The 20611-nt window shown below is 59.5% G+C and carries 17 protein-coding genes and 1 tRNA gene; 7 read left to right on the top strand and 11 right to left on the bottom strand.

All coding sequences use genetic code 11. The annotated features are described in order from the left end of the window. The first annotated feature begins 48 nt into the window (after positions 1-48). The 3 genes from F4Y00_01850 (at position 49) to F4Y00_01840 (ending at position 3572) form a co-directional block, all read left to right on the top strand. Positions 49-1875 carry a Na+:solute symporter gene (locus tag F4Y00_01850; GenBank protein MYE03707.1) on the top strand — a complete coding sequence of 609 codons (1827 nt, stop codon included), beginning with the start codon at positions 49-51 and terminating at the stop codon, positions 1873-1875. Between the two features lie 27 nt (positions 1876-1902). Next, positions 1903-3093: a glycosyltransferase gene (locus F4Y00_01845; GenBank protein MYE03706.1), complete on the top strand. Its 1191-nt coding sequence runs from the start codon at positions 1903-1905 to the stop codon at positions 3091-3093. Between the two features lie 80 nt (positions 3094-3173). Beyond that, positions 3174-3572 (top strand): co-chaperone GroES, encoded by a 399-nt coding sequence (locus F4Y00_01840; GenBank protein ID MYE03705.1) that lies wholly within the window; start codon positions 3174-3176, stop codon positions 3570-3572. Positions 3573-3827: 255 nt separating this feature from the next. Here F4Y00_01840 and holB read toward each other — a convergent pair whose 3' ends face one another. Further along, positions 3828-5021: a DNA polymerase III subunit delta' gene (gene holB / locus F4Y00_01835; GenBank protein ID MYE03704.1), complete on the bottom strand. Its 1194-nt coding sequence runs from the start codon at positions 5019-5021 to the stop codon at positions 3828-3830. Between the two features lie 210 nt (positions 5022-5231). Here holB and F4Y00_01830 point away from each other — a divergent pair. Further along, positions 5232-5305: transfer RNA gene (locus F4Y00_01830), tRNA-Met, on the top strand. A gap of 94 nt (positions 5306-5399) precedes the next feature. On the opposite strand, the gene F4Y00_01825 is transcribed toward F4Y00_01830, so the two are convergent. Beyond that, a complete protein-coding gene (locus F4Y00_01825; GenBank protein MYE03703.1) occupies positions 5400-6569 on the bottom strand; it encodes a patatin-like phospholipase family protein in 1170 nt (389 codons plus the stop codon). A 139-nt stretch (positions 6570-6708) separates the two neighbouring features. Here F4Y00_01825 and F4Y00_01820 point away from each other — a divergent pair, with 139 nt between their 5' ends. Then, a complete protein-coding gene (locus F4Y00_01820; protein ID MYE03702.1) occupies positions 6709-7110 on the top strand; it encodes a DUF1761 domain-containing protein in 402 nt (133 codons plus the stop codon). Between the two features lie 136 nt (positions 7111-7246). On the opposite strand, the gene F4Y00_01815 is transcribed toward F4Y00_01820, so the two are convergent. From F4Y00_01815 to F4Y00_01785, 7 genes are all read right to left on the bottom strand, one after another. Continuing rightward, on the bottom strand, positions 7247-8482 hold the full coding sequence (locus tag F4Y00_01815) for a NupC/NupG family nucleoside CNT transporter (protein MYE03701.1): 1236 nt from the start codon (positions 8480-8482) through the stop codon (positions 7247-7249). A 160-nt stretch (positions 8483-8642) separates the two neighbouring features. Continuing rightward, positions 8643-9047 carry a hypothetical protein gene (locus F4Y00_01810; GenBank protein MYE03700.1) on the bottom strand — a complete coding sequence of 135 codons (405 nt, stop codon included), beginning with the start codon at positions 9045-9047 and terminating at the stop codon, positions 8643-8645. A 242-nt stretch (positions 9048-9289) separates the two neighbouring features. After that, complete coding sequence (locus tag F4Y00_01805) at positions 9290-11155, bottom strand: hypothetical protein (GenBank protein ID MYE03699.1); 1866 nt, start codon at positions 11153-11155, stop codon at positions 9290-9292. A 70-nt stretch (positions 11156-11225) separates the two neighbouring features. Next, on the bottom strand, positions 11226-12839 hold the full coding sequence (locus F4Y00_01800; GenBank protein ID MYE03698.1) for a hypothetical protein: 1614 nt from the start codon (positions 12837-12839) through the stop codon (positions 11226-11228). Then, complete coding sequence (locus F4Y00_01795; GenBank protein ID MYE03697.1) at positions 12754-13839, bottom strand: twin-arginine translocation signal domain-containing protein; 1086 nt, start codon at positions 13837-13839, stop codon at positions 12754-12756. The genes F4Y00_01800 and F4Y00_01795 overlap by 86 nt, the downstream gene beginning before the upstream one ends. Positions 13840-13841: 2 nt before the next feature. Continuing rightward, positions 13842-15293 carry a DUF1501 domain-containing protein gene (locus F4Y00_01790; GenBank protein ID MYE03696.1) on the bottom strand — a complete coding sequence of 484 codons (1452 nt, stop codon included), beginning with the start codon at positions 15291-15293 and terminating at the stop codon, positions 13842-13844. Between the two features lie 8 nt (positions 15294-15301). Then, positions 15302-17632, bottom strand: a complete 2331-nt coding sequence (locus F4Y00_01785) for a DUF1553 domain-containing protein (protein MYE03695.1) — start codon at positions 17630-17632, stop codon at positions 15302-15304. A gap of 308 nt (positions 17633-17940) precedes the next feature. Here F4Y00_01785 and F4Y00_01780 point away from each other — a divergent pair, with 308 nt between their 5' ends. Both F4Y00_01780 and F4Y00_01775 read left to right on the top strand, forming a co-directional pair. Further along, positions 17941-18423, top strand: a complete 483-nt coding sequence (locus F4Y00_01780; protein ID MYE03694.1) for a helix-turn-helix transcriptional regulator — start codon at positions 17941-17943, stop codon at positions 18421-18423. A gap of 119 nt (positions 18424-18542) precedes the next feature. Further along, complete coding sequence (locus F4Y00_01775; protein ID MYE03693.1) at positions 18543-18911, top strand: hypothetical protein; 369 nt, start codon at positions 18543-18545, stop codon at positions 18909-18911. A 202-nt stretch (positions 18912-19113) separates the two neighbouring features. On the opposite strand, the gene F4Y00_01770 is transcribed toward F4Y00_01775, so the two are convergent. Both F4Y00_01770 and F4Y00_01765 read right to left on the bottom strand, forming a co-directional pair. Then, on the bottom strand, positions 19114-19701 hold the full coding sequence (locus F4Y00_01770; protein MYE03692.1) for a hypothetical protein: 588 nt from the start codon (positions 19699-19701) through the stop codon (positions 19114-19116). Between the two features lie 67 nt (positions 19702-19768). Then, entirely contained in the window at positions 19769-20086 is a 318-nt protein-coding gene (locus tag F4Y00_01765) for a hypothetical protein (protein ID MYE03691.1), read from the bottom strand. Between the last annotated feature and the right edge of the window lie 525 nt (positions 20087-20611).

Raw genomic sequence — 20611 nt, 5'->3', positions numbered from 1 at the left:
GAGCGCGTAGTTGATTCGTTGATCCCTGGAACACAATCAGTACCCTCCATGCTCCTTGCTCCCCTCGACTGGCTTCTCATAGCAGGATATTTCGCGCTCTCGTTCGGGATCGCCGTGTATTATTTCCGGCGGGCCGGGCGAAATACCTCCGAATTCTTCCTGTCGGGCCGGAATATGCCCTGGTGGCTGGCCGGCACCTCCATGGTGGCCACCACCTTCGCAGCAGATACCCCCCTGGCCGTTACCGAACTCGTGGCCCAAAACGGTATCGCCGGTAACTGGCTCTGGTGGAACTTCGCCTTCGGCGGCATCCTCACCGTTTTCTTCTTCGCCCGCCTGTGGCGGCGCAGCGGCGTGCTCACGGACGTGGAATTCGTCGAGATGCGCTACGACGGCAAGGCCGCCGCCGTGCTGCGCGGCGTCAAAGCCATCTACTTCGGGCTCGTGCTCAACGGCATTATCATCGGGTGGGTGGCGCTGGCCATGGAAACCGTCATCGACATCGTGTTCCCCGGCCTGACCGTGTTCGGGCATGAATCGTTCCATATCCTCGGTGCAGAGATCGGGGCGCCGCTCGTCGTGGTGGTTCTGCTCATGCTCCTCGTGGGCGTCTATTCCCTCCTTTCCGGCCTGTGGGGCGTCGTCGTGACCGATGCGTTCCAGTTCGTCATCGCCATTGCCGGCAGCATCATTCTCGCCGTATTCGTACTGGACATGCCTGAAGTGGGCGGCATGACCGGCCTGATGGCGGCCCTTCCGGAAGAGACCTTCCGCATGCTTCCCACCCTCGGAAACGCCGCCGAGGGCGGAGCCGTGCTGACGCTGACCGCCGCGAGCTTCTTCGCCTATGTCGGGGTGCAATGGTGGTCGAGCTGGTATCCGGGCGCCGAACCCGGAGGAGGAGGCTACATTGCGCAACGCATGATGAGCGCAAAAGACGAAAAACATTCCCTGCTGGCGACGCTCTGGTTCACCGTCGCGCATTACTGCCTGCGCCCGTGGCCCTGGATCATCGTGGCCCTTGCCGCCCTGGTGCTGTACCCCGGCCTGGACGACCCGCGCGAAGGGTTCGTGCTGGCCATGCGGGACGTGCTCCCGCCGGGTTTGCTCGGTCTCATGCTCGCCGCTTTTCTGGCCGCCTTCATGAGCACCCTCTCCACGCAATTGAACTGGGGGGCATCGTACCTCGTAAACGACTTCTGGAAACGGTTCGTGAAACCGAACGCCGGCGAGAAGCATTACGTCCTCGTGTCCCGCGTGCTGACGTTCGCACTGGCCGGCGCGTCCGTCTTCATCACGGCGAACCTCGGTTCGGTGAGCGAAGCCTGGGGGCTGCTCCTGACCGCTTCCGCCGGACTCGGGCTCGTCCTGATTCTGCGGTGGTACTGGTGGCGAGTCAATGCATGGAGCGAACTGGCCGCCACGCTTTCCCCCGTTTTTCTGCTCGTGCTTGCCCTGATCCTTGGGACATTCGGCATCAGGATGCCCGGCCTGCAAGCCGAGTTTCCTAACAATCTTTTCGCCGTCACCGCATTCACCACGGTGGTATGGGTCACGGCCACGTTCCTCTCCCGACCCACACGAAACGAGGTGCTGGACCGTTTCTATCGCAGGATTCACCCCGGAGGACCCGGGTGGAAGCGTATCGCCGAACGCAATCCGGACGTACGCCAGGATACGGGCATGGTGCGGCTCGCGGGAGATTGCGTGGCCGGAATCGTGCTGGTCTATTGCGCCCTGTTCGGCACGGGGCACCTGCTGATGGGCAACACCGGATGGGTCTTGCTTTGCTTGGGCGGAATCACTGCCGCCGGCGCCTTTCTCTGGAGAAGTCTCAGCCGCCTTGACGCGTCCGCTGCCGCACAGGACGCCTGACCGTTTCGTTCATTCCGCCGCCCGGCCATGCGCCTGCTTGTCATCGTCAATGTCTTCGAACCGGACCTCGGGGGCGGCGTGCTCTTCAGCGACCTGTGCTACGGGCTGGCCGAGCGCGGTTTCGAGGTAACCGTACGGTGCGCCTCGTCCTACTATCCCGAATGGCGCGACAAATCGGGCGAAAACGGCTTGCGCATCCGGTCCGAAACGCGGCGCGGCGTACGCATCGAGCGGTTCGGCCTGTACATTCCCCGGAACCCGCAGGCGCTCCACGAACGGCTTATCTACGAAGGCTCCTTTGGCGCCTCGCTCATGCGACGCCTTCCCCGGCGCGGCGACTACGACGCCATGATGGTCTTCTGTCCCCTGCTGGGCGCGGTAGCCTACGCCGCCGCATGCCGGCGAAAAACCGGCCTGCCCCTGTGGCTGAACGTCCAGGATCTGCCTGCCGAAGCCGCACAGGCCGGAGGCATCGGCCAGGGAAGCTGGATGGTTCGCGTACAGGATGCGCTTTTCAACAAGGCCGATGTGTGGAGCACGATTTCGCCGACCATGATCGAGCGGCTGGAGCCCCGGCGGCGGCGCGATCAACCCCTCCTCTATCTGCCGAACTGGCTGCATGAATCCTTGGCAAGGCACCTGGAGACGGCGCCGAAAACGCAAGGCCCGGGTTCTCCCGTACGGCTCCTGTATTCCGGCAATCTGGGTACGAAACAGAATCTGCTCGAATTGTGCTGCATCCTGCACCGCAGCGACGCCCCGTTCGCGTTTCGGATCCAGGCGGAGGGCAGCAGCGCCGGGGCGTTGCGGAAATGGGCGGAAGAAACGGGCGATGAGCGTTTCGACGTACGGGGTCTGTCGGACGAAAAGGAACTGGCCCGGGCGCTCCACGAAGCGGATTTCGTGGTCATCCCGGAACGATCGGGCGCCGGGGGTTCCTTTCTCCCTTCCAAGCTGATTCCGGCGCTCGCGGCAGGAACGCCGGTCCTCGCCGTGTGCGACGCGGACAGCCCGCTGGGCACGGAAATGACAGCGCACCGGCCCGGCCCCCGGTTTGCATGGCCGGAAGCGGAAAACCTGCCGGCCTTGCTCAAGTCCGTGGACCAAAACGAGTATGCTGCATGGAAGGCAAACGCCGCAAAGCGGGCGGCGTTTTACGACCGCGACAGGGTCCTGGACCGGTACGCGGAGGAACTCCGGCGGATGGACAGGCGCTGAGTCCCTTGGGACAAAGCTGCACCGCATACCTAAGCATACCGGGTGGAACGATATGCCGCAACGCGCATACTTGCTTCGTTATGAGTGAACTGATTGTCGTAGGAGATCGCGTCCTCATCGCCCCCCAGGAGGGCGAAACGCAAACGGAAGCCGGTCTGGTGCTTCCGGCGTCCGTGGCCGAACGCCAGGATGTGCGGATAGGCAGGGTCGAGCAGGTCGGCCCGGGCTATGTGATGCCCAATCCCGATTATACGGGAGAGCCTTGGAGCACCGACCGCGATTCGGTGCGCTACCTGCCCTTGCAGGCGCAACCGGGCGATCAGGCCTTTTTTCTCAAGAAGGAAGCGGTCGAAATCAAGTTTAACGGGCGGGATTATCTCATCATACCCCACTCCGCCATTCTCGCGCTGGTGCGCCGGCAACCTGAAGACCTTGCCGGAGATATCGAGCAGATGGATATCGAAGATCTGCTGCGGTAGGCGCCGCGGATCGGGCGGGAAAGAAAAGCTTGGCGAGCCGGATTCGAAATTGTGCAAGTGTTTTTACCTCGTCGGGCGTAGCGTAGCGCTCTACACAATCTGTGGGCCAACATCGGTTTTTAAGGGCATTATTTGAATCATGCAATTTTTGCATAGAATATATTATATCTATGCAATAAATGCATGGATATGATTTTCTCTCGAGAAATAGAGCTTCTCTATACGATTGCGAAACAACCGGGAACGGGAAACAAACTATCCGGTCCTTCCAAGGGATGCATCCTTGCCGCCGTAGGCATCGCTCAGCGGCATATACAATTTGCCGGAATGCGGACCGCGCATGGCCTCGCCCAGCTCCCCGGCCAGCACGGTCAAGGTCAGGGCCACATGCACATTGCTCCGGACCAGCACGATCGCCTCTTCGACGACCGACGCCATGGCCTCGATATCGGCCTTGGGAAGGCGTTCCGTGAATCCGGCAATGGCTTCCGCCTGATCCACATTGACCAGCGGAGCCGCCCCGCCCATCGCCCGGTAGAGCATAAGGTCCCGGATCCATCGGAGGAGCAGTTCCAGCACATGCCCTACCTGATCGCGCCCGAACCGCGCGGTCCGCTCCACGATATCGGCTATTTTCCCGACGTTTCGGCTGTATGCCGCCCGGGAAAAGTCCAGCACCAGCTCCCGCAGCGCGCGCAAATCCTCGTTCTTCGCCAGGTCGAGTCCGGCGGTGTACGACCCGTCCGCCATGCGGGCAAGCGTTGCGGCAAGTTCCGGCGCTACGCCTTCCTTCCCGATGAGCGCCTGCTCGATGGCCTCGGGAGTGAGCGGATCGAACCGCAGGCGGCGGCAACGGGAAACAATGGTGGCGAGGATGCGATCCGCACGGCTGGTCGTAAGGATGAAAACGGTCTTCGGCGGAGGCTCTTCCAGCATCTTGAGAAACATGTTGGCGGCGTCCGTACGCAGGTGCTCCGCATCGCTGACCACGGCCACCTTGTAGCGGCCCTCTACGGGCTGGAAACTCATGGCCCGGCACATCTCTTCCTGAACGCGCGCCACGGTATACAGCGCCTGTTTGTTGGAAGAGCGGGTCGGGTCGTCCAGCGAGGGCCGGCGCACGAAGTCGACCGCCGCATACGGATTCTGTCCGATGAGCCGGATGCGTTCGCCAATATCCGCAGGGTCGGCATCCGAAGGATACGGCATCAGAATATGCAGGTCGGGATGCACCATCCGGTCCACTCTTCCACAGGATGAACAGGCACCGCACGCTTCGTCCCCGCCCTGCTCGCAAAGCAGCGCCTTGCCGTACGCTATGGCGGCAGCCCGCTTACCCACGCCCTCCGGCCCGTAGAACAGCCAGGCATGAGCCACCCGCTCCGTGGAGATGGTGCGGCGAAGCGCATCCGAGACGCGCTGCTGGCCTATGACGGAAGTCCAGGACATGTACTCTACTGCGGATCGGGAAACGAGAAGTTGCGGGCGGCAATTCGGGCCGCACAGGCCGGTGTGCCGGCGGAAGCGCATGCGCCCCGGAAATCCATGCGGCGAACACCCTCCAATGTACGAAGCGCATTCATGGCATATGCATACGGAAGCGCTCGAACTCTCTGCAGCGCGGCTCGTATAATGCGCCCCGGTCCGGTTTCCGGATCCGGCGCGGTAGCTCAGCAGGTTAGAGCGTACGACTCATAATCGTAAGGTCGAGAGTTCGAGTCTCTCCCGCGCCACTGTTTTGTTTGATCCGGGCGAGCAAGTATCAGGATTCCATTGCTCCAAAGCCGGCGCCCCAGCCCCCTCAAGGCAGCATAAGCCGACGGCGCCTCACAACACCTCATACGCCGGCATCCGATCAAAAATATCGTCGAGCAACTTGCCGTCTTCGCCTACAGGTTTCTGGCACCAGCGAAAGGTGTCGTGGCCATCCTTGTTTCCGAGGCGCTTCATCAGGTCCAGGGCATCCTGCGAAGCCGAGTCGAGTTGAAGCAGTTCGGCTTGTTTCGAGGACGGGATAGACTCCTCGCAGCGGAGAATGTGTACCCGTTTTTTAAGGCGATTCAGTTGATCCACAAGGCGGAGCACCGCATTACAGGCGGCATACACCTGGACGTTCATCGCCAATTCCATGACGCGGATGCCGCTTCGCCACTCCGCAACGCCCTGATCGAGATTTTCCGGCGGCAGCGTTCCCGAGGGAGGAGGACAGGTTCCAACCGACAGGATGACTACCGGTTGTCTGGGCGCCGAAACCGCTAACGCCTCCAAAAGCCCGATGAGCACGGGGTTGTTGGCCCACAAGCCGCCGTCGGCGTAGATCTGGTCTTCCAGCCCATCCGCTTTGATGGATGCGAGCGGAAGATAGATGGGCGCCGCGCTGCTGGCCAGACAGGCGTCCGCCAACAGGACATCGTTGTCCCGTTGTTTGTCGGGGATGTGCGGCGTCTTGAATATGCGCGGCGTGTGGTGCAGATAAGACGTGGCCGGGACACAGACCCCGATGCCGCGCCGCTCGTAGAGTTCACCGAACGTGAGTTCCCCGAACGTATCGCGAAGCGCGGATTCCAGTTTCTCGTTGGAATTTCCGGCCCGGCGGCGATGTCGCCACAACCAGTGGTAAAAGCTGATTCTTCGGGAGAGCTTGAGCGATTTGTCATAAGGCGGCACCGGATCTTTGAATATCTGCGGACCCGCCTCCTTGTACAGGGCCATAATCCGCTCGAGGGGAATGCCTGCTGCGATACCGGCTGTCAGAATCGCGCCGGTGCTGGTTCCCACGACCAGATCGAAGCCCTTGCCGATATCGAGTCCGTTCACTTCCCGGCGAGTGGCGAAACACTCCGCAAGCGTGTGCAGCACGTACGTCGCGTAGAGCCCGCGCATGCCGCCGCCGTTGATCGTAAGCACAGTGACAGGTTTCATACTCCCGGAAGATTCTCCAACGAACATAGCGGATAGTTGCCGGAAAGTATAATCCACTTCCTCATGCATCGTCAAGCCGCATCGGGATTTTCGTACCCGGGCGCATTATTCGACCCGCGAAGCGAACGTCCTCCCCCGCACCCTCGCTTTAAAATGAAGTTTTTGTTAGGTTGATGACGCGAATCACTGCCTCACCACCAATTTCCGCAGTACCATGGATTTCTCCTCGATAAACTACCTCTCCGTCGTCGTGGCGGCCCTCTCCAGCTTCGTCGTAGGCATGCTCTGGTATTCACCCGTCCTTTTCGGCAAGGCCTGGATGGCGGAGAACGGCTTTTCGGACGAAGACGTGCAGGGCGGCAATATGCTGCGCACCTACGGCACCGCCTTCATTCTGGGGCTGATCATTGCCTTCAACCTCGACATGTTCCTCGGGGCGGAGGCCACGTTTTCCTGGGGCCTGACCGCCGGCGCGCTCGCCGGAGTCGGATGGGTAGCCGCCTCAATCGGCACCATGTACCTGTTCGAGCAGAAATCCCTGAAACTGTTTCTCATCAATGCGGGATACCATGCCGTCAACTTCACCGTGATGGGCGGCATCCTCGGCGCCTGGTAGTTCCCGGGCCCCATCTGCGGACAGGATTCATAAGGGCATGCCGTTCGGAAGAACGCGGCTGCCCTGTATGCGAGCGGATACGGGACATCCGCCTGTCCGGGCCCGGAACCCGCAACGGTTTCCTTACCCGAAGCCGTTAAAGCAGTATCCCGGCCACGCACGCCGTCATCATCATGGCGAGCGTGCCGCCGATCATGGCCCGTATGCCAAGCCGCGCCAGGTCTGCGCGGCGCTTGGGCGCGATCCCCCCGATCCCTCCGATCTGGATACCTATGCTCCCGAAATTGGCGAAGCCGCACAGGGCGTAGGTAAGAATAAGCGTGCTGCGCTCGCTGAGCTCGACGCCCGAACCCGGTTGCTGCCACTCGATCATCTGCGTGTAGGCGATAAACTCGTTGAACACCATTTTCATGCCCATCAATTCGCCGGCGTGGAGCGCATCTATCCAGGGAATCCCCATCAACCAGGCAAACGGCGCAAAAACGTACCCGAAAATATTGGACATCGACCAGTCCCAGTTATCGTACCCGAAAAGCCCGCCTACCCATCCGCCCGTAGCGGACAACACGGCGTTGACCAGCGCCACCAGCGCCAGCACGGCGATAAGCATGGCCGCCACATTCAGGGTCAGTTTCAGCCCTTCGAGGGCGCCTTCCGACGCCGCATGCACGACATTCGCATGTTTTTTCTCTACCTGCACGGAAACATGCCCCATGGTAGGGGACTGTTCCGTTTCGGGGATCATCAATTTGGCGACCAGCAGCGCGGCCGGCGCGGAAACCACCGAGGCCGCAAGCAGATGCACCGCATCCACGCCCATGCTCACATAGGCCGCCATCACCCCCCCGGCAATGGTGGCGAACCCTCCCACCATCAGCGCCATCAGTTCGGATTTCGTCATGCTTTCCACGTAGGGACCCACGATCAGCGGGGCCTCGGTCTGTCCCACGAAGACATTCGCCGCGGCGGACACCGTTTCCGCTCCCGATGTGCCCAGCGTACGCCGCATGACCCACGCGAACGCCTCGACTACCTTCTGGAACAGGCCCAAGTGATACAGCACGAACATCAGCGACGAAAAGAAAATGATGGTCGGCAGCACCTTGAAAGCAAAGAAGTGATGCACGTACTCCTCTCCGAATACAAGGCTTGTCCCGGCATCGACAAACCCCAGAAGGGATTCGAAAAAATATCCCACCACCTGAAATACGGCGGCTCCGATCGGTGTTTTGAAAATGAAAAGGGCCAGCCCGAATTGCAGCAAAAGGCCGCCCGTTACAATGCGCAGGTCTATCGACTTCCTGCGCTCGCCGATCACCCATGCCAGCGCCACGAAGACGACAAGGCCCAGAAGACTGATCAGGCGCTCCATGACGTATCTGTGACAAACGTACCGGCAATGTCTTGCCGGCATGACAAAATGAACCACGCGGACGCATTATTCCGGCGTGACACTTTCCTGAAAGCGTCCGCGGCGTACCCCTGCAAGGATGCGCGGAAACGGAACGGCGCCGTCTCTCGGCAAGCGGGTTTTATTCGTCTTCCGAGGCAGCCCGCATGGCCGATATAGGCGCGTCCATGCCGTAGGAGACTACGTTCAGGGTTCCGGAAAACGAGTCGCCGTCCACCTGGACGCTGACCTGCATTCTACCGAAATCGGGCGTATTGAACTCGAAATCGAGCATGGATTCCGCGAACGTAATACCCGCCAGAGAAAGAGCTTCCGAAAAACCGTCCCCGATAATCGAACCCATGAGCCCTTCTTCGCCGTCCGTGAACGTGAACGTACCCTCATAATTGCCGTCGGGCGTTTCGACGACGTAGTCCCAGTTGCCGGCAAGAGGATGGGCCGTCTGGCCCGAACCGGCGCAACCGCTCAGGATCAGTACAACGGCCGCAAGACTCCAAAGAGAAAAAGAACGCATTCCTGTGATCATGATGTCCTTAAAAGATTGGGTGAAAAGGCTGGAGGAGGCCATAATGCCCCGTTGCAATGTAGGGCAATGCAAAGACTGGCGCAAAAACAATTGCGCGCCCCGGCGCCGGAACTCAAACCGATTGCTGGAGACATTACCTTCGCCCGGCACGGCCATATCATGAAACGCCGCAATCCGGACCGATAGCGCAAGCAGATTTTTCCGGACGGTCTACCGGGGATCGGGCATTTCCATACCTGGGTTCACTGTAGCGATACAATACGCAGGCCCTGCGTCCCGGCAGCAACGGCAATCCCCTCTTCGGCGCGGGCAAGCGCATAGACCCGGTCGGCGACACGCCACATACCGGTAACCTGCACCTCTTCGCCGGATATGTCGACAGCGAGCACTCTTCCGCTCAGATCGCCGACATACACCGTGTCGCCGTCCATCAGCAGAGACGTCGCATAGGAGGGGGTCCGAACGAAAGCCACCTCCTCTGGAGAAGAGCCGCTCACATCGATTACCCGAAGCCCGTCATCGCAAGCCGCAAACAGCCGGCCCCCGGACCGGACAAGCCGGTAGACCCGCTCAGGGGTTTCCATCCGTCCTGCAAGACGCGGCGCATCGGGGCCCTCCAGATCAAGCACATAGAGACCGTCGTTGAATGCGGCATAGGCCCGGCCCTTTTCAAGAAGTACGTCCCAGGCAGCGGGCGGAGTGCGCAGGAATTCCTTCTCTTGGGCATCATCCGCCCAATCCACGCCGAAAAAGCCGACTTCCTGCAAGGCGCCGCCGGAACCCGCCTCCAGAATCCGCACGCCCAACGGCTCCGCCGCCGCAATGACGCCGCCCCGGGCGGCCACGCCATGCGCCTTGCCGGTCATGCTGACAGACACCTGTTCTTCTTCATGCACCTGCACGCCATCCCGTCCCGCCGTCACCACGCGAGGGCCGTCGAGCACGATCCGCCCAACCCGGCCTTCGAACCGGCGTACAAGTTCGCTCCCGCCATCATACCGGTACACCCCATTTTCCAACCCGGCGACAAGCAACGCTCCCCCTGCCGAAACCACATCCAGTACGGTGTCCCCGTCATCGAGAAAACCGATTTCCCACGGATCGTTCGGCGCTGAAATGTCCACAAGACGTAACCCGGCCTCCTTTGCCGCCACGTAGGCGATATCCCCCTCCAGTCGGATACTCAATGCTCTGCCCGGCAACGGCGCAGCGCCGATCTCCAGGGGGTTTTGCGGATCGGTCAGATCGAGCACCCGCAGACCCGCTTCCTGATCGGCTACGAAGGCAAGATGTCCGCGCAACGCCACATCGGCCGGGGCGCGGAGTTTCTGGTAATACAACCCGTGGTTGCGGACACTGTCCGGCCAGGTAATGTCGACCGTACGGAGGCCTTTTTCGGGGATGGTGAAAGCCGCCAGTTCCCCATCCACAGCTACGTTCCACGCAGCCCCATGATCATAACTCGAAAAAGGCACAAAACTCACCTCTTCGGGCGCCGATGGATCGCTCACATTCACGACGCGCATGCTTTCGTACGAATCGGCGACATATGCATACGCTCCCTGGATCACGACGCCCACAGCCTCGTCGGGCGTGGGGAGCGCCGCGATTTCCACCGGGTTGGCCGGGTCGGAAACATCCACCACGCGCAACCCCTCTGACCGGGCCGCTACGAAGACATAGGGCTCGGAAACCTCCACGCCGTACGCCCGGTCATCGAAGCCCAGGCTGCCGACCTCAACCCCCTCAACCACATCGACGATCCGCAGCCCGGCCGTGTCGGCGGCCACATAGGCCCGGTCCCCGGAAAGCCGCACATCAAGGATATCCCCGGATAAAGAGACCGCATGCCGTTCGGAAGGGCGGGCCGGATCCGACACATCCACTACCACGAGATGGCGCCCGCGCCCGAAAACCGCCCGTGCCCCGTCCGCATCCACCGCATAGGTGAACGTACCGGCGCCGGCCTCGGCCACGAGTTCCATATTCCCCAACACGGAAGCCACGATCGCATCCGCCGATGTCTCCTGCTCGCCCCCGCTTTGCCGCACCAGCACCACAAGCACGCACAATACCACAAGACCCGCGATGAGCATCCATTTTTTCATGCGACCGCCCTATCCATGCAAAAACCGGTTATACAGGAGCCCATGTATGTTCGCCGCCCTGTCACCCGCCTCACAACGCCCCGCCGGTTGCTCCTTCCGCTGCCGTGGAATCAGGCACGGTGCTCAGGGTATTCCCGATATTCACCTCGATATCGCCCCGGGCGGCGCGCAGGGCATCGGCGCCGGAATCGGTCACGCCGCTTTGCCAGAGATATATGGATTGCAGCGCTTGCAGGTCGTACACATGTTCAAGACCAGCGTCGGTCACCCCCGTACCGTACAGATTCAGGTATTCGAGGTGTTCCAGACCGGCTACCTGTTCGAGCGCCGCATCGCTCACGCTCGTGCCTTCGAGATGCAGGCGAACAAGGTGCGGCATCTCTGCAAGAAATGCGGCGCCGGCGTCGGTCACTTGCGTATGTCCGATATCCAGCATAGCGATCTGTGGCGCCACGGATTGCAGGGCTTCCAATTCAGCATCCCCGAAAGCCCCGCGCACGCTGGTGGCGGCCACCTGCAGGAATGGTGCATCCGGCGCAATGCGCGACACGATCAGACCCGTTCCGGACAAGGCGGCAACCGCACTCGTATCCGCGTCCGGCACATCCAGCGCAAAAATGCCGGAACGACGCTCCGCGCGGGGCTGCGACACGCGGGCGAGAAAAGTGGTTACCGCCGTCGGGGTCTCTTCAATCTCCGCCACGCGCATATCGAATGAGGCACCGTTTTCGATCCACCACCGGATCACCTCGGTTTCACCCACATCGAGCGGCGGGCCTCCGTCGGGGGGCATGGCGTCCTCGTCGTACGACGGGAGCGTGATGCGGCGCACGATTTCGCTTTGCGCCGGATACCCGGAGACAAAAGCCGGGCCGTCTCGGCCCCCTTCTTCAATACCCTCAGGCGTATCGAGCCGCAAGGCCCCCTGGGACTTGCTGGGGCCATGGCACGAGATGCATCGCCGGTCCAGCACCGGCTGCACCAGATCGGCATACACGTACGCCGAATCCACATTGGCGATCAGCCCCTCGGGAGCGCCGCTGCGGACCCCGAAAAGGGACTTGACCGGCCCCGGAAGATAGTAGGTGAGATACCCGCTCCCACGCGCCAGACTGCCTCCGAAATGCCCGGCAAGCACGACCAGCACGATCAGCGCGGCCATGACCGTCCGGTATATCTTGCCCGCCTCCGGCAACCAGGCCGAAACAAACGCCAGGCCGAATGCCAGCACCGTCACGACGAGTCCCAGGCGCATGTGGAGGGTCAACAACCCCTCTTCATATCCTCCGGCAAGGGAAAGCATATAGCCAAGCGCGACCGCGGCCAGCGAGGACAGCGCCCCCAGCAGAAGCAGAAACGGGACTGCCGGTCGCACCTTCGCAATCCTATCGGAACGCGCTCCGAACAATTCGACGAATGCCGCCAGGAGCAGCAACGCGATCGGGAAATGCACGATGGCGGGATGGAACCTGCCGAAAAAGAGCACGAACCCCGGCGCATTGCCGCGATCCAGACCAAGCATCAAAATGAGGAGAATGCCTGCGAGAAGCAGCGCCGCACCCCATATCCAGCCTTTCTTGCGCATAATAAACGGATACTCAAACGCGATGAAGCTTGACAGGGTACGTCCCGGAGGCGTTCCACTGACATACGTACAGATTCTTGTCGTCGTCCACGCAGACATCGTGGCAATGCCTGAACACAGGTTCCGCCTGCACCATCAATTGCAAAACCCCGTCTTCGTAGACCGGTGCGGTACCGCCGGGATTGGACACCACGCGGTTGTTGCGATCCAGGATCGTTACGAAACCCGAATCCGGCGTCTGGTTCAGGTACCGGAGCCGCGACCAGCATACGCCCGCATACACGTTATCCCCGTCCGGCACGGCACGGCACACATAGGCGCCCGGCAGAAAAATGGTTTCAAGGTATTCACCGTCGAGCGTAAAGCGCTTGAAGCTGTTGTGGGCCCGGGACGTGCACAGAAGCGTCGGCGTACCGGAACGCGCATCGACCGCCACACCGTGGACTGTGGCGAACTGGTCGTCTCCATCACCTGCGCCGCCGAATTTGCGGATGAACTCTCCTGTCGGCGAATACTGCAAAATGTACTGGGAGCCATACCCGTCGGCCACGTAAATATCCCCGTTCGGTCCGACCGCGGTTTCGGTGGGTTTGAACGGCGCCTCCGCATCGTAGGCGTCCACGCTCGACGGGTGTCCGATGGTGAGCAACACGCGGCCGTCCAGCGTGGTCTTGTCGACAATGCCCCGGTCGAAATCGCAGAGGAACAGAAACTCTTCCCCGCCGGCGTCCCACAGCGTAAGGCCGTGCCCCCCGGGATATCCCGTGCCCCACGTATCGAGCAGGCCCCCGGACTTGTCGAAAACGATCACGTTGTTACGCACCTCGTCGGTTACCATGAAAAGCCGTCCGTCGCGGGACATGACCATCTCGTGGCAATTCTTCACCGGCGTGTTCGCGGGATCCAGGTCACTCCAGTCCGTCTCGACCCGGTACCGGAAATCCCCGTGTCCGAGGATATCGTCCGAAAGAGGCGGCCGCGTCATGATCTGCGGAGCCGCCCGGAACGAAGCCGCGGCAGGAACCACCCCACCCAATGAAACCGCACCGACCGCCGATGCTGTGGCTTTCAGAAAATGTCTTCTTGAAGAAATGGACATACTCAAGTCAGAATATCGTGAACGACGTGGCCATGCACATCCGTCAGCCGGAAGTCGCGCCCCTGATAGCGGTACGTCAACTTCTCGTGGTCAATACCCATGATGTGCAGAATCGTCGCATGCAGATCGTGCACATGGACAGGATTCTCCACGACATCGAACCCGAAATCGTCGGTCTTGCCGTAGGACATGCCACCGCGCACGCCGCCGCCGGCCATCCACAACGAGAAGCCCTTGATGTGGTGGTCGCGGCCTGATCCCTGGGCCATGGGGGTGCGCCCGAATTCGCCGCCCCAGATGACGAGCGTATCCTCGAGCATACCACGCTGCTTCAGGTCGATGATGAGCGCTGCCGAGGCGCGATCCACATGCTTCGCTGCCGCAGGCAATGCTTCCTTGATACTGCCGTGATGATCCCAGCCGCGATGATACAACTGGATGAATCGCACACCGCGCTCGGCCAGCCTCCGGGCCAGCAGGCAATTCGCGGCAAACGTGCCGTCGGCGCCTTCGGTCCCGTACAGGTCCTTGATGGCCTGCGGCTCGTCGGAGAAATCGACGAGATCGGGTACGCTGGCCTGCATCCGGAAGGCCATCTCGTACTGGGCAATGCGTGTCTGGATAGCCGGATCCTCCACAGAGGCATGCTTCGCCTCGTTCAGCGAACGGATCGTATTGACCAGTTCGCGCTGGCGGGAAATATCCACGCCATCCGGCAATTCGACATAATTCACCGGGTCGCCCGTGGACTGGAACTGCACGCCCTGGAAACGTCCGGGAAGAAACCCGCTGTGCCACTGTCTGGCGGCGATGGGCTGGCCTTGCCCGCCGCCCTCGGAGGTCATCACAATGAAACCGGGCAGGTTTTCGGACTCGCTGCCGAGCCCGTAGAGCATCCAGGAACCCATGGACGGACGCCCGGAAATCATCGACCCGGTGTTCATGAACGTATGGGCCGGATCGTGATTGATCTGCTCGGTCTGCATCGAACGAACGATGCAAATGTCATCGGCGATCTGGCCGATATGCGGAAGATACTCGGACATCATCTGCCCGGACTCGCCGAATCGCCGGAATGCCGCCTGCGGCCCCAGGCAGTTCAGTTGCTGGCCCTGAAGCTGCGCCAGTTGCTGGCCTGCCGTGATCGAAGCCGGCATGGGCTTGCCGTGCATGGCGGCAAGGGTGGGCTTGTAATCGAGGGTTTCCAGGTGGGACGGCCCACCCGCCATATACAGGTAGATGATGCGCTTGGCGCGCGGCGCCACATGCGGGGGGCTGATGATGCCGGGCCAGCGGTCTACGGTGGTTTTGGGGCCCAGGGATTGCGCACGCAAGGAAGCGAACCCCACGCCATTCAGGAGGGAAGCAAGCGCCATCGTACCCATGCCCTGCGCCGAACGCACCAGAAATTCCCGGCGCGTTTCCCGCTCTTTCAGTCGTCTCAGGAAATCCATGCCGCCATTCAGTATCTCGTGATGAATTCATGGGTGTTGAAGACGGCGCGGGCCACGCTGGTCCATGCCGCGCGCTGCACGAAGTCTCCCTCGCTGGAGGGTGCCTGTCCTACCGCCAGCAGTTGCGCCGCCTCGTCCGGGCGGTCGGCATACCATGTTTCCTCCTGCCGGACGAGTTCTTTCAGTGCGGAGACTTCCTCCGGTGTCGGGTCGCGGGAAAGCGCCTGCCGGAAAGCCCATTGCAACCGCTCGTCCACCGCAGGACCGGCGGCGTCTACGATGCGGTCGGCGAAAACGCGGGCCGCCTCCACGTAGGACGGGTCGTTCAGCAGCACGAGCGCCTGCAACGGGGTGTTCGAACGGGCGCGCTCCGCCGTGCATTCCTGGCGGTCCGACGCATCGAACGCCATCATCGAAGGATGCAGAAACGAGCGCTTCCAGTACGTATAGAGGCCGCGGCGGTACTGATTGCTTCCGTCCGACGCCTCCCATGTGGAAGCCGGACCCTCGGTGCCGAACGTGCGGATATCTTTCCAGTACCCTTCCGGCTGATAGGGTTTGACGCTCTCGCCGCCCAGACGCCGGTCCAGCAACCCGCTCACGGCCAGCGCATTGTCGCGGATCGTCTCCGCGTCGAACCGCAGCCTGGTCTGGCGGGCCAGGAGGAAGTTTTCGGGGTCGACCGTATCGAGCAGTTCATTGCTTCGGGAATCCTGCCGGTACGTCGCCGACATCACGATACGCTTCACGATATGCTTGACGTCCCATCCGCTATCCGTGAACTCGACAGCCAGCCAGTCCAGCAGATCCGGATGTGTGGGCCAGTCCCCCTGCGAGCCGAGGTCGTCGAGCACCCGGGCAATGCCGTTCCCGAAGAAACGCGCCCATAGATGATTCACGAACACGCGGGCCGTGGTCGGGTTTTCGGGAGCGACCAGCCAGTCCGCCAGATCGAGACGATTGGCGCGTCGTCCCTCCACCGCAAGAGCCGGCAGGATAGCGGGCACGCCGGGTTCCGCCACCGTACCGCGTTTGTCCTGCCAGTTGCCCCGCTGCAACAGACGCACCATCCGCGGCTCTATGGAGACGGTTTCAAGCACATGCGGAATGTTCGCCAGCAATTCCTCGCGCTGTTTCAGCACGGCCTCGACCGGAACCCCCTGGCGACGACCCTCCTCGATACGCCTGTCCAGTTCCCGGATTTCCTGCGTCTCGTCCCGGTCCGGGAGCGGCATTTCCGGCGGCAGCAGGTTCTCGTTAGGGAATACGCCCTCCTCCTTCACATCGGCGAAAAACGCCGCCATCCGGTAGAATTCCTGCTGCGTAAACGGATCGAATTTGTGATCGTGGCATTCGGCGCAACCGACCGTGGAACCCATCCATACGGTGGATACCGTACGCACGCGGTCGCCGGCGTATTTCGCCAGATACTCCTTGGGCTGCGCACCCCCTTCCTTCGTAGCCTGTCCAAGCCGATTGTAGCCCGCGGCAACGAGCTGCTCGGTCGTAGCGTGCGGCAGCAGGTCACCCGCCAGTTGTTCCCGGGTAAACCGGTCGAACGGCTTGTTCGTGTTGAAGGCATGGATCACATAGTCGCGGAACGGGGACACGTTACGGTGCAGGTCCGAGTGGTACCCGTCCGTATCCGCATACCGGATCAGATCGAGCCACATCACGGCCATGCGTTCGCCGTAATGCGTAGAGGCCAGCAGGTCGTCGACGAGGCGCTCGTACCCCGCATCATCGGGGTTTTCGAGATACGCCGCCACCATGTCGGGGGCCGGGGGCAAACCCGTAAGATCGAAGGAAAGGCGGCGGGCGAGCGTAACAGGGTCGGCCTGCGGCGAGGGTTCCAGATGCTCCTGCCGGAGGCGGGCGACTACAAAGGCGTCAATGGGATTGCGAATGCCTTCCCCCTCCGGTTCGATGGGCGGTTCCGGTCGGGTAGGCGTGATATATAACCAGTGCGGCTCCCATTCCGCCCCCTGCGCGATCCATCGTTCGAGCAAGGCCTTTTCGCGCTCGGTCAGCGGAGCGCGGGTGTCGCGCGGCGGCATGATCTTGTCGGGGTTCGACGCATGGATGCGCTTGACCAGTTCGCTGCCGCCGGGATCGCCGGGTACGATGGCGGGCCGGTCATAATCTTCCCGGCGGGCGATCGCCGTCTCGCGCAAGTCGAGCCGCAAGTTGCCCTCGCGCGTGCCGGGGTCGAACCCGTGGCACACGAAACATTTGTCGGAGAGGATGGGGCGGATATCGCGGTTGAAGGTAACCTCCTCCGGGAGGTCCGTCGAGGAACTGCACGCGGAAAACAGCACAGCGCACAGGATCGAAAACACTGCCCCCGAACGGCGCACAGGCGCTACGCCTCGGGTGCATCGACCGGAAGAAGGCGCAGGCTTGCCATGCCGGGGCCGGGTAATCGTACAGAGGAAGAAAGGGCCTGAAGCAACGGCCGATAACTCGAACACGGAATCGGTTGGAAAACGGGTGACGCGGGCGACGTGGATATCTCTGTAATATGCACGCCTTTCGAGAAAATATCAAACGTGCAGCGAAGTTGTCAAATACTCCTAAAAATGTAATGGCAATGGATTTATTGCGAAATATTCCTTGATATTGTGCGTGGAAAACAAGCAAAAATCGGATGTACAAACGATATGCGGTCGAAATGCTTAAACCGTCTTATTTACCCCCTCCCTCCCGGAATTCACACAAATCTGACAATAAAATCATTGAGAAGGCTTATGAAAATTTCCTCAAAACGGATGCGGCGCATGCGGAAAAGTTGGATATCCGACTCGCGCTCGATTATATCCATGAAAACCTTCTTTCGGATACCTTGTCCGTAAAGGATGTAATCGAAAAAAACAACATTAAGACCCACTGCTTCCACGACCGATTCGCGGACGAAGTTACGCTGAACGGCAATGCGCGAAGAACGCCCGGAGAATACATAACATGGGCGCGTATGCAAGTGGCACGGCGCATACTTGAACACGGCGCCTGTAATATGACGGACCTGGGACATGCGCTCGGATTCAATTCCTATACGACTTTCTGGCGGGCTTTCCGTAAACACCTCGGATGCAAACCGTCGGAAGCGGCGAAGGTGAACGGGAAGGATTGAGGAAATCGGGTGGCGTGACCCCGTCCATAATGCCCTGAAGGGCAAGTGCTGTTGGCAACTTCCGGATCGGATTTGTATGTTATGAACACCTGCTTTGCGTTTAACCAAACTGCTGAACCATGAAAAATCTACTTGCCTTATTGATCGCCGCCACTGTGCTTGTCGCACCAGCGCAAGCCGATGATGAGACCGAGGAGGTACAGCGTCCAGTCCAGGCGGTAGAGGTTCTTGGCGTGGATGTTATTCCAATCGAGCCGCTTGTGATGTCGATAAGGCTTCACGAGGGGAATGTCTCGGAGGAAGAGCCGGTCCAGTGCTGGCAAGGCCGAGATAAAAAATTCGACCGCCTGCAACTTATGCAGTACGGCATGATCTCTGGCCTTGTTTTCGATGTGGGTATATACGGTGTGTATGTGGGCGCAGGCTTCGTTGCGGCGGATTATCTTGAGTGCCGTATAAACAGGAAGTCAGTTAAGGCACAGGAATAGAGTCTCTTCACGGCCAACGGAAATCCAGTTGGAGCGAAGCACTGAGTTTCCAATATAGCCCCGAAGCCTGTCAAGAGGCGGCTTCCCGGCTGTCTCTTGACAGGCCCTGTTATACGGATCCAGTTCCCAACCGAAGGGATTTCTGGGGTAGGTTCCCCACTGCGAAGGTTCCCTCAAGGGAACAGGAGAGCAGGAAAGAAGGTCAACGTTTAGAAAAATCAAACGAAACACCTAAACGCCAATGCGTAGAAAACCCTTTATAGACAGAAGTAAACGGTTTTCTAAACCCAAAGGCGACATCTCCGGAAACAAAGGAATCAACGGGGTATTCAAGACCAAGTTCTATATTAATGACGGCGTTTTTATCTGTCGTTTTCAACAAGAAAGTATCTTCTCTGATCCTTAGCTTGGCATTCTCAATTCCTCCGGAAATCATACTATAAAAAGGCCACTTTTTACCATGGAAGTTTCTAATTTTAACACCCCCCATTACATTCCACAATTGAGGAGTAACAGGAATAATGGAATCATCATACTTACGATTATAAGAAACAAACATGAAGGGGCTTAGTATTTTATCGTATTCAAAGCTATAACGAACATACATCCCCCTCCAAAACACATTAGAAACATGAGTAGGAAGGTAGTTGTCTGCGGAGGCAGAATACATATTCACATAACCGACAGAAACGGAATATGAACCACCAAGACCACTGCGATGTTGGGCATGAACCATATTCACACTCAACAAGGAAACGATAAAGACAAAGAAAAAAGGGTATTTTGTCATGGTTTTAAGGGGTTTATGTAACGGAGAATCCATTACAGGTTAGCAAGGAATCAGATAAGTTGTGTAATTAACAAGCTCTTTTGCACGCCAGCCACAATCCGACTCCAACAGCAATTCCACCAAAAAAATTTCCAGAAGCAGCCACAGCAAGACCCGGAAGAAATCCAACTTCCCAACAAGACCAACATGCATTATTAACTCTTAATTTATTGTTGCCACAGCAAGCACCATCGTTATTACCACCACTCGGACCGTTACCCAAACCGCTTCCACCATTATTGCAATTTGCATTAGATGTTGAACCTTCACTACAATCTTCATATACAAGATTTATATCCGAAGTTTGCTTCTCTCGCGGCACAACTTCATCAGCAGCATTAGCCACTTGATATTAAACTACATGTGGACCTGCAAAAAGCATAAAGAGAGCGACAAACAAAAAGGCGATTTGGTTTTTCATGGCATTACCAGTTAGATAAACACGACACCCAGCCAAAACCAGGCACTGAACGAGAAGCACACGACCAAGGGTCTGCTATGGCTTCTGTGGATCTATTATAATGGTCTCACACAGCCCCGTGCATTTCAGATTCTCCCAAAAATTCGCATTGATATTTCAAATACTCCTAATAATTCGCATTGACAGGACTATCCGGACAAATATGCTGAACGAATTCGTCCGGAACGGGGGAGGTGGTTCGCGTTGATTGGACAGATTTTGGGGAAATTAAACAAAGGAAACCCCGGTGTCCGCCCTCCTTTTTGGGCGGACTATCGGATAAATACTGAGGGAACCTCTGATTAAATCGACAAAGTTCAGAGGCTGCTTAAGCAATGATTAGGTCCTCGAGCGCGCAACAAGATCATCCAACGCCGAACCGCAAAATCGCAACCGAGAACAGGGACCTTG

Source organism: Bacteroidetes bacterium SB0662_bin_6, assembly GCA_009839485.1.
Classification (GTDB): domain Bacteria; phylum Bacteroidota; class Rhodothermia; order Rhodothermales; family VXPQ01; genus VXPQ01.
Note: the sequence above shows the minus strand (reverse complement) of the source record. Positions and strands in the feature narration are given on the sequence as shown.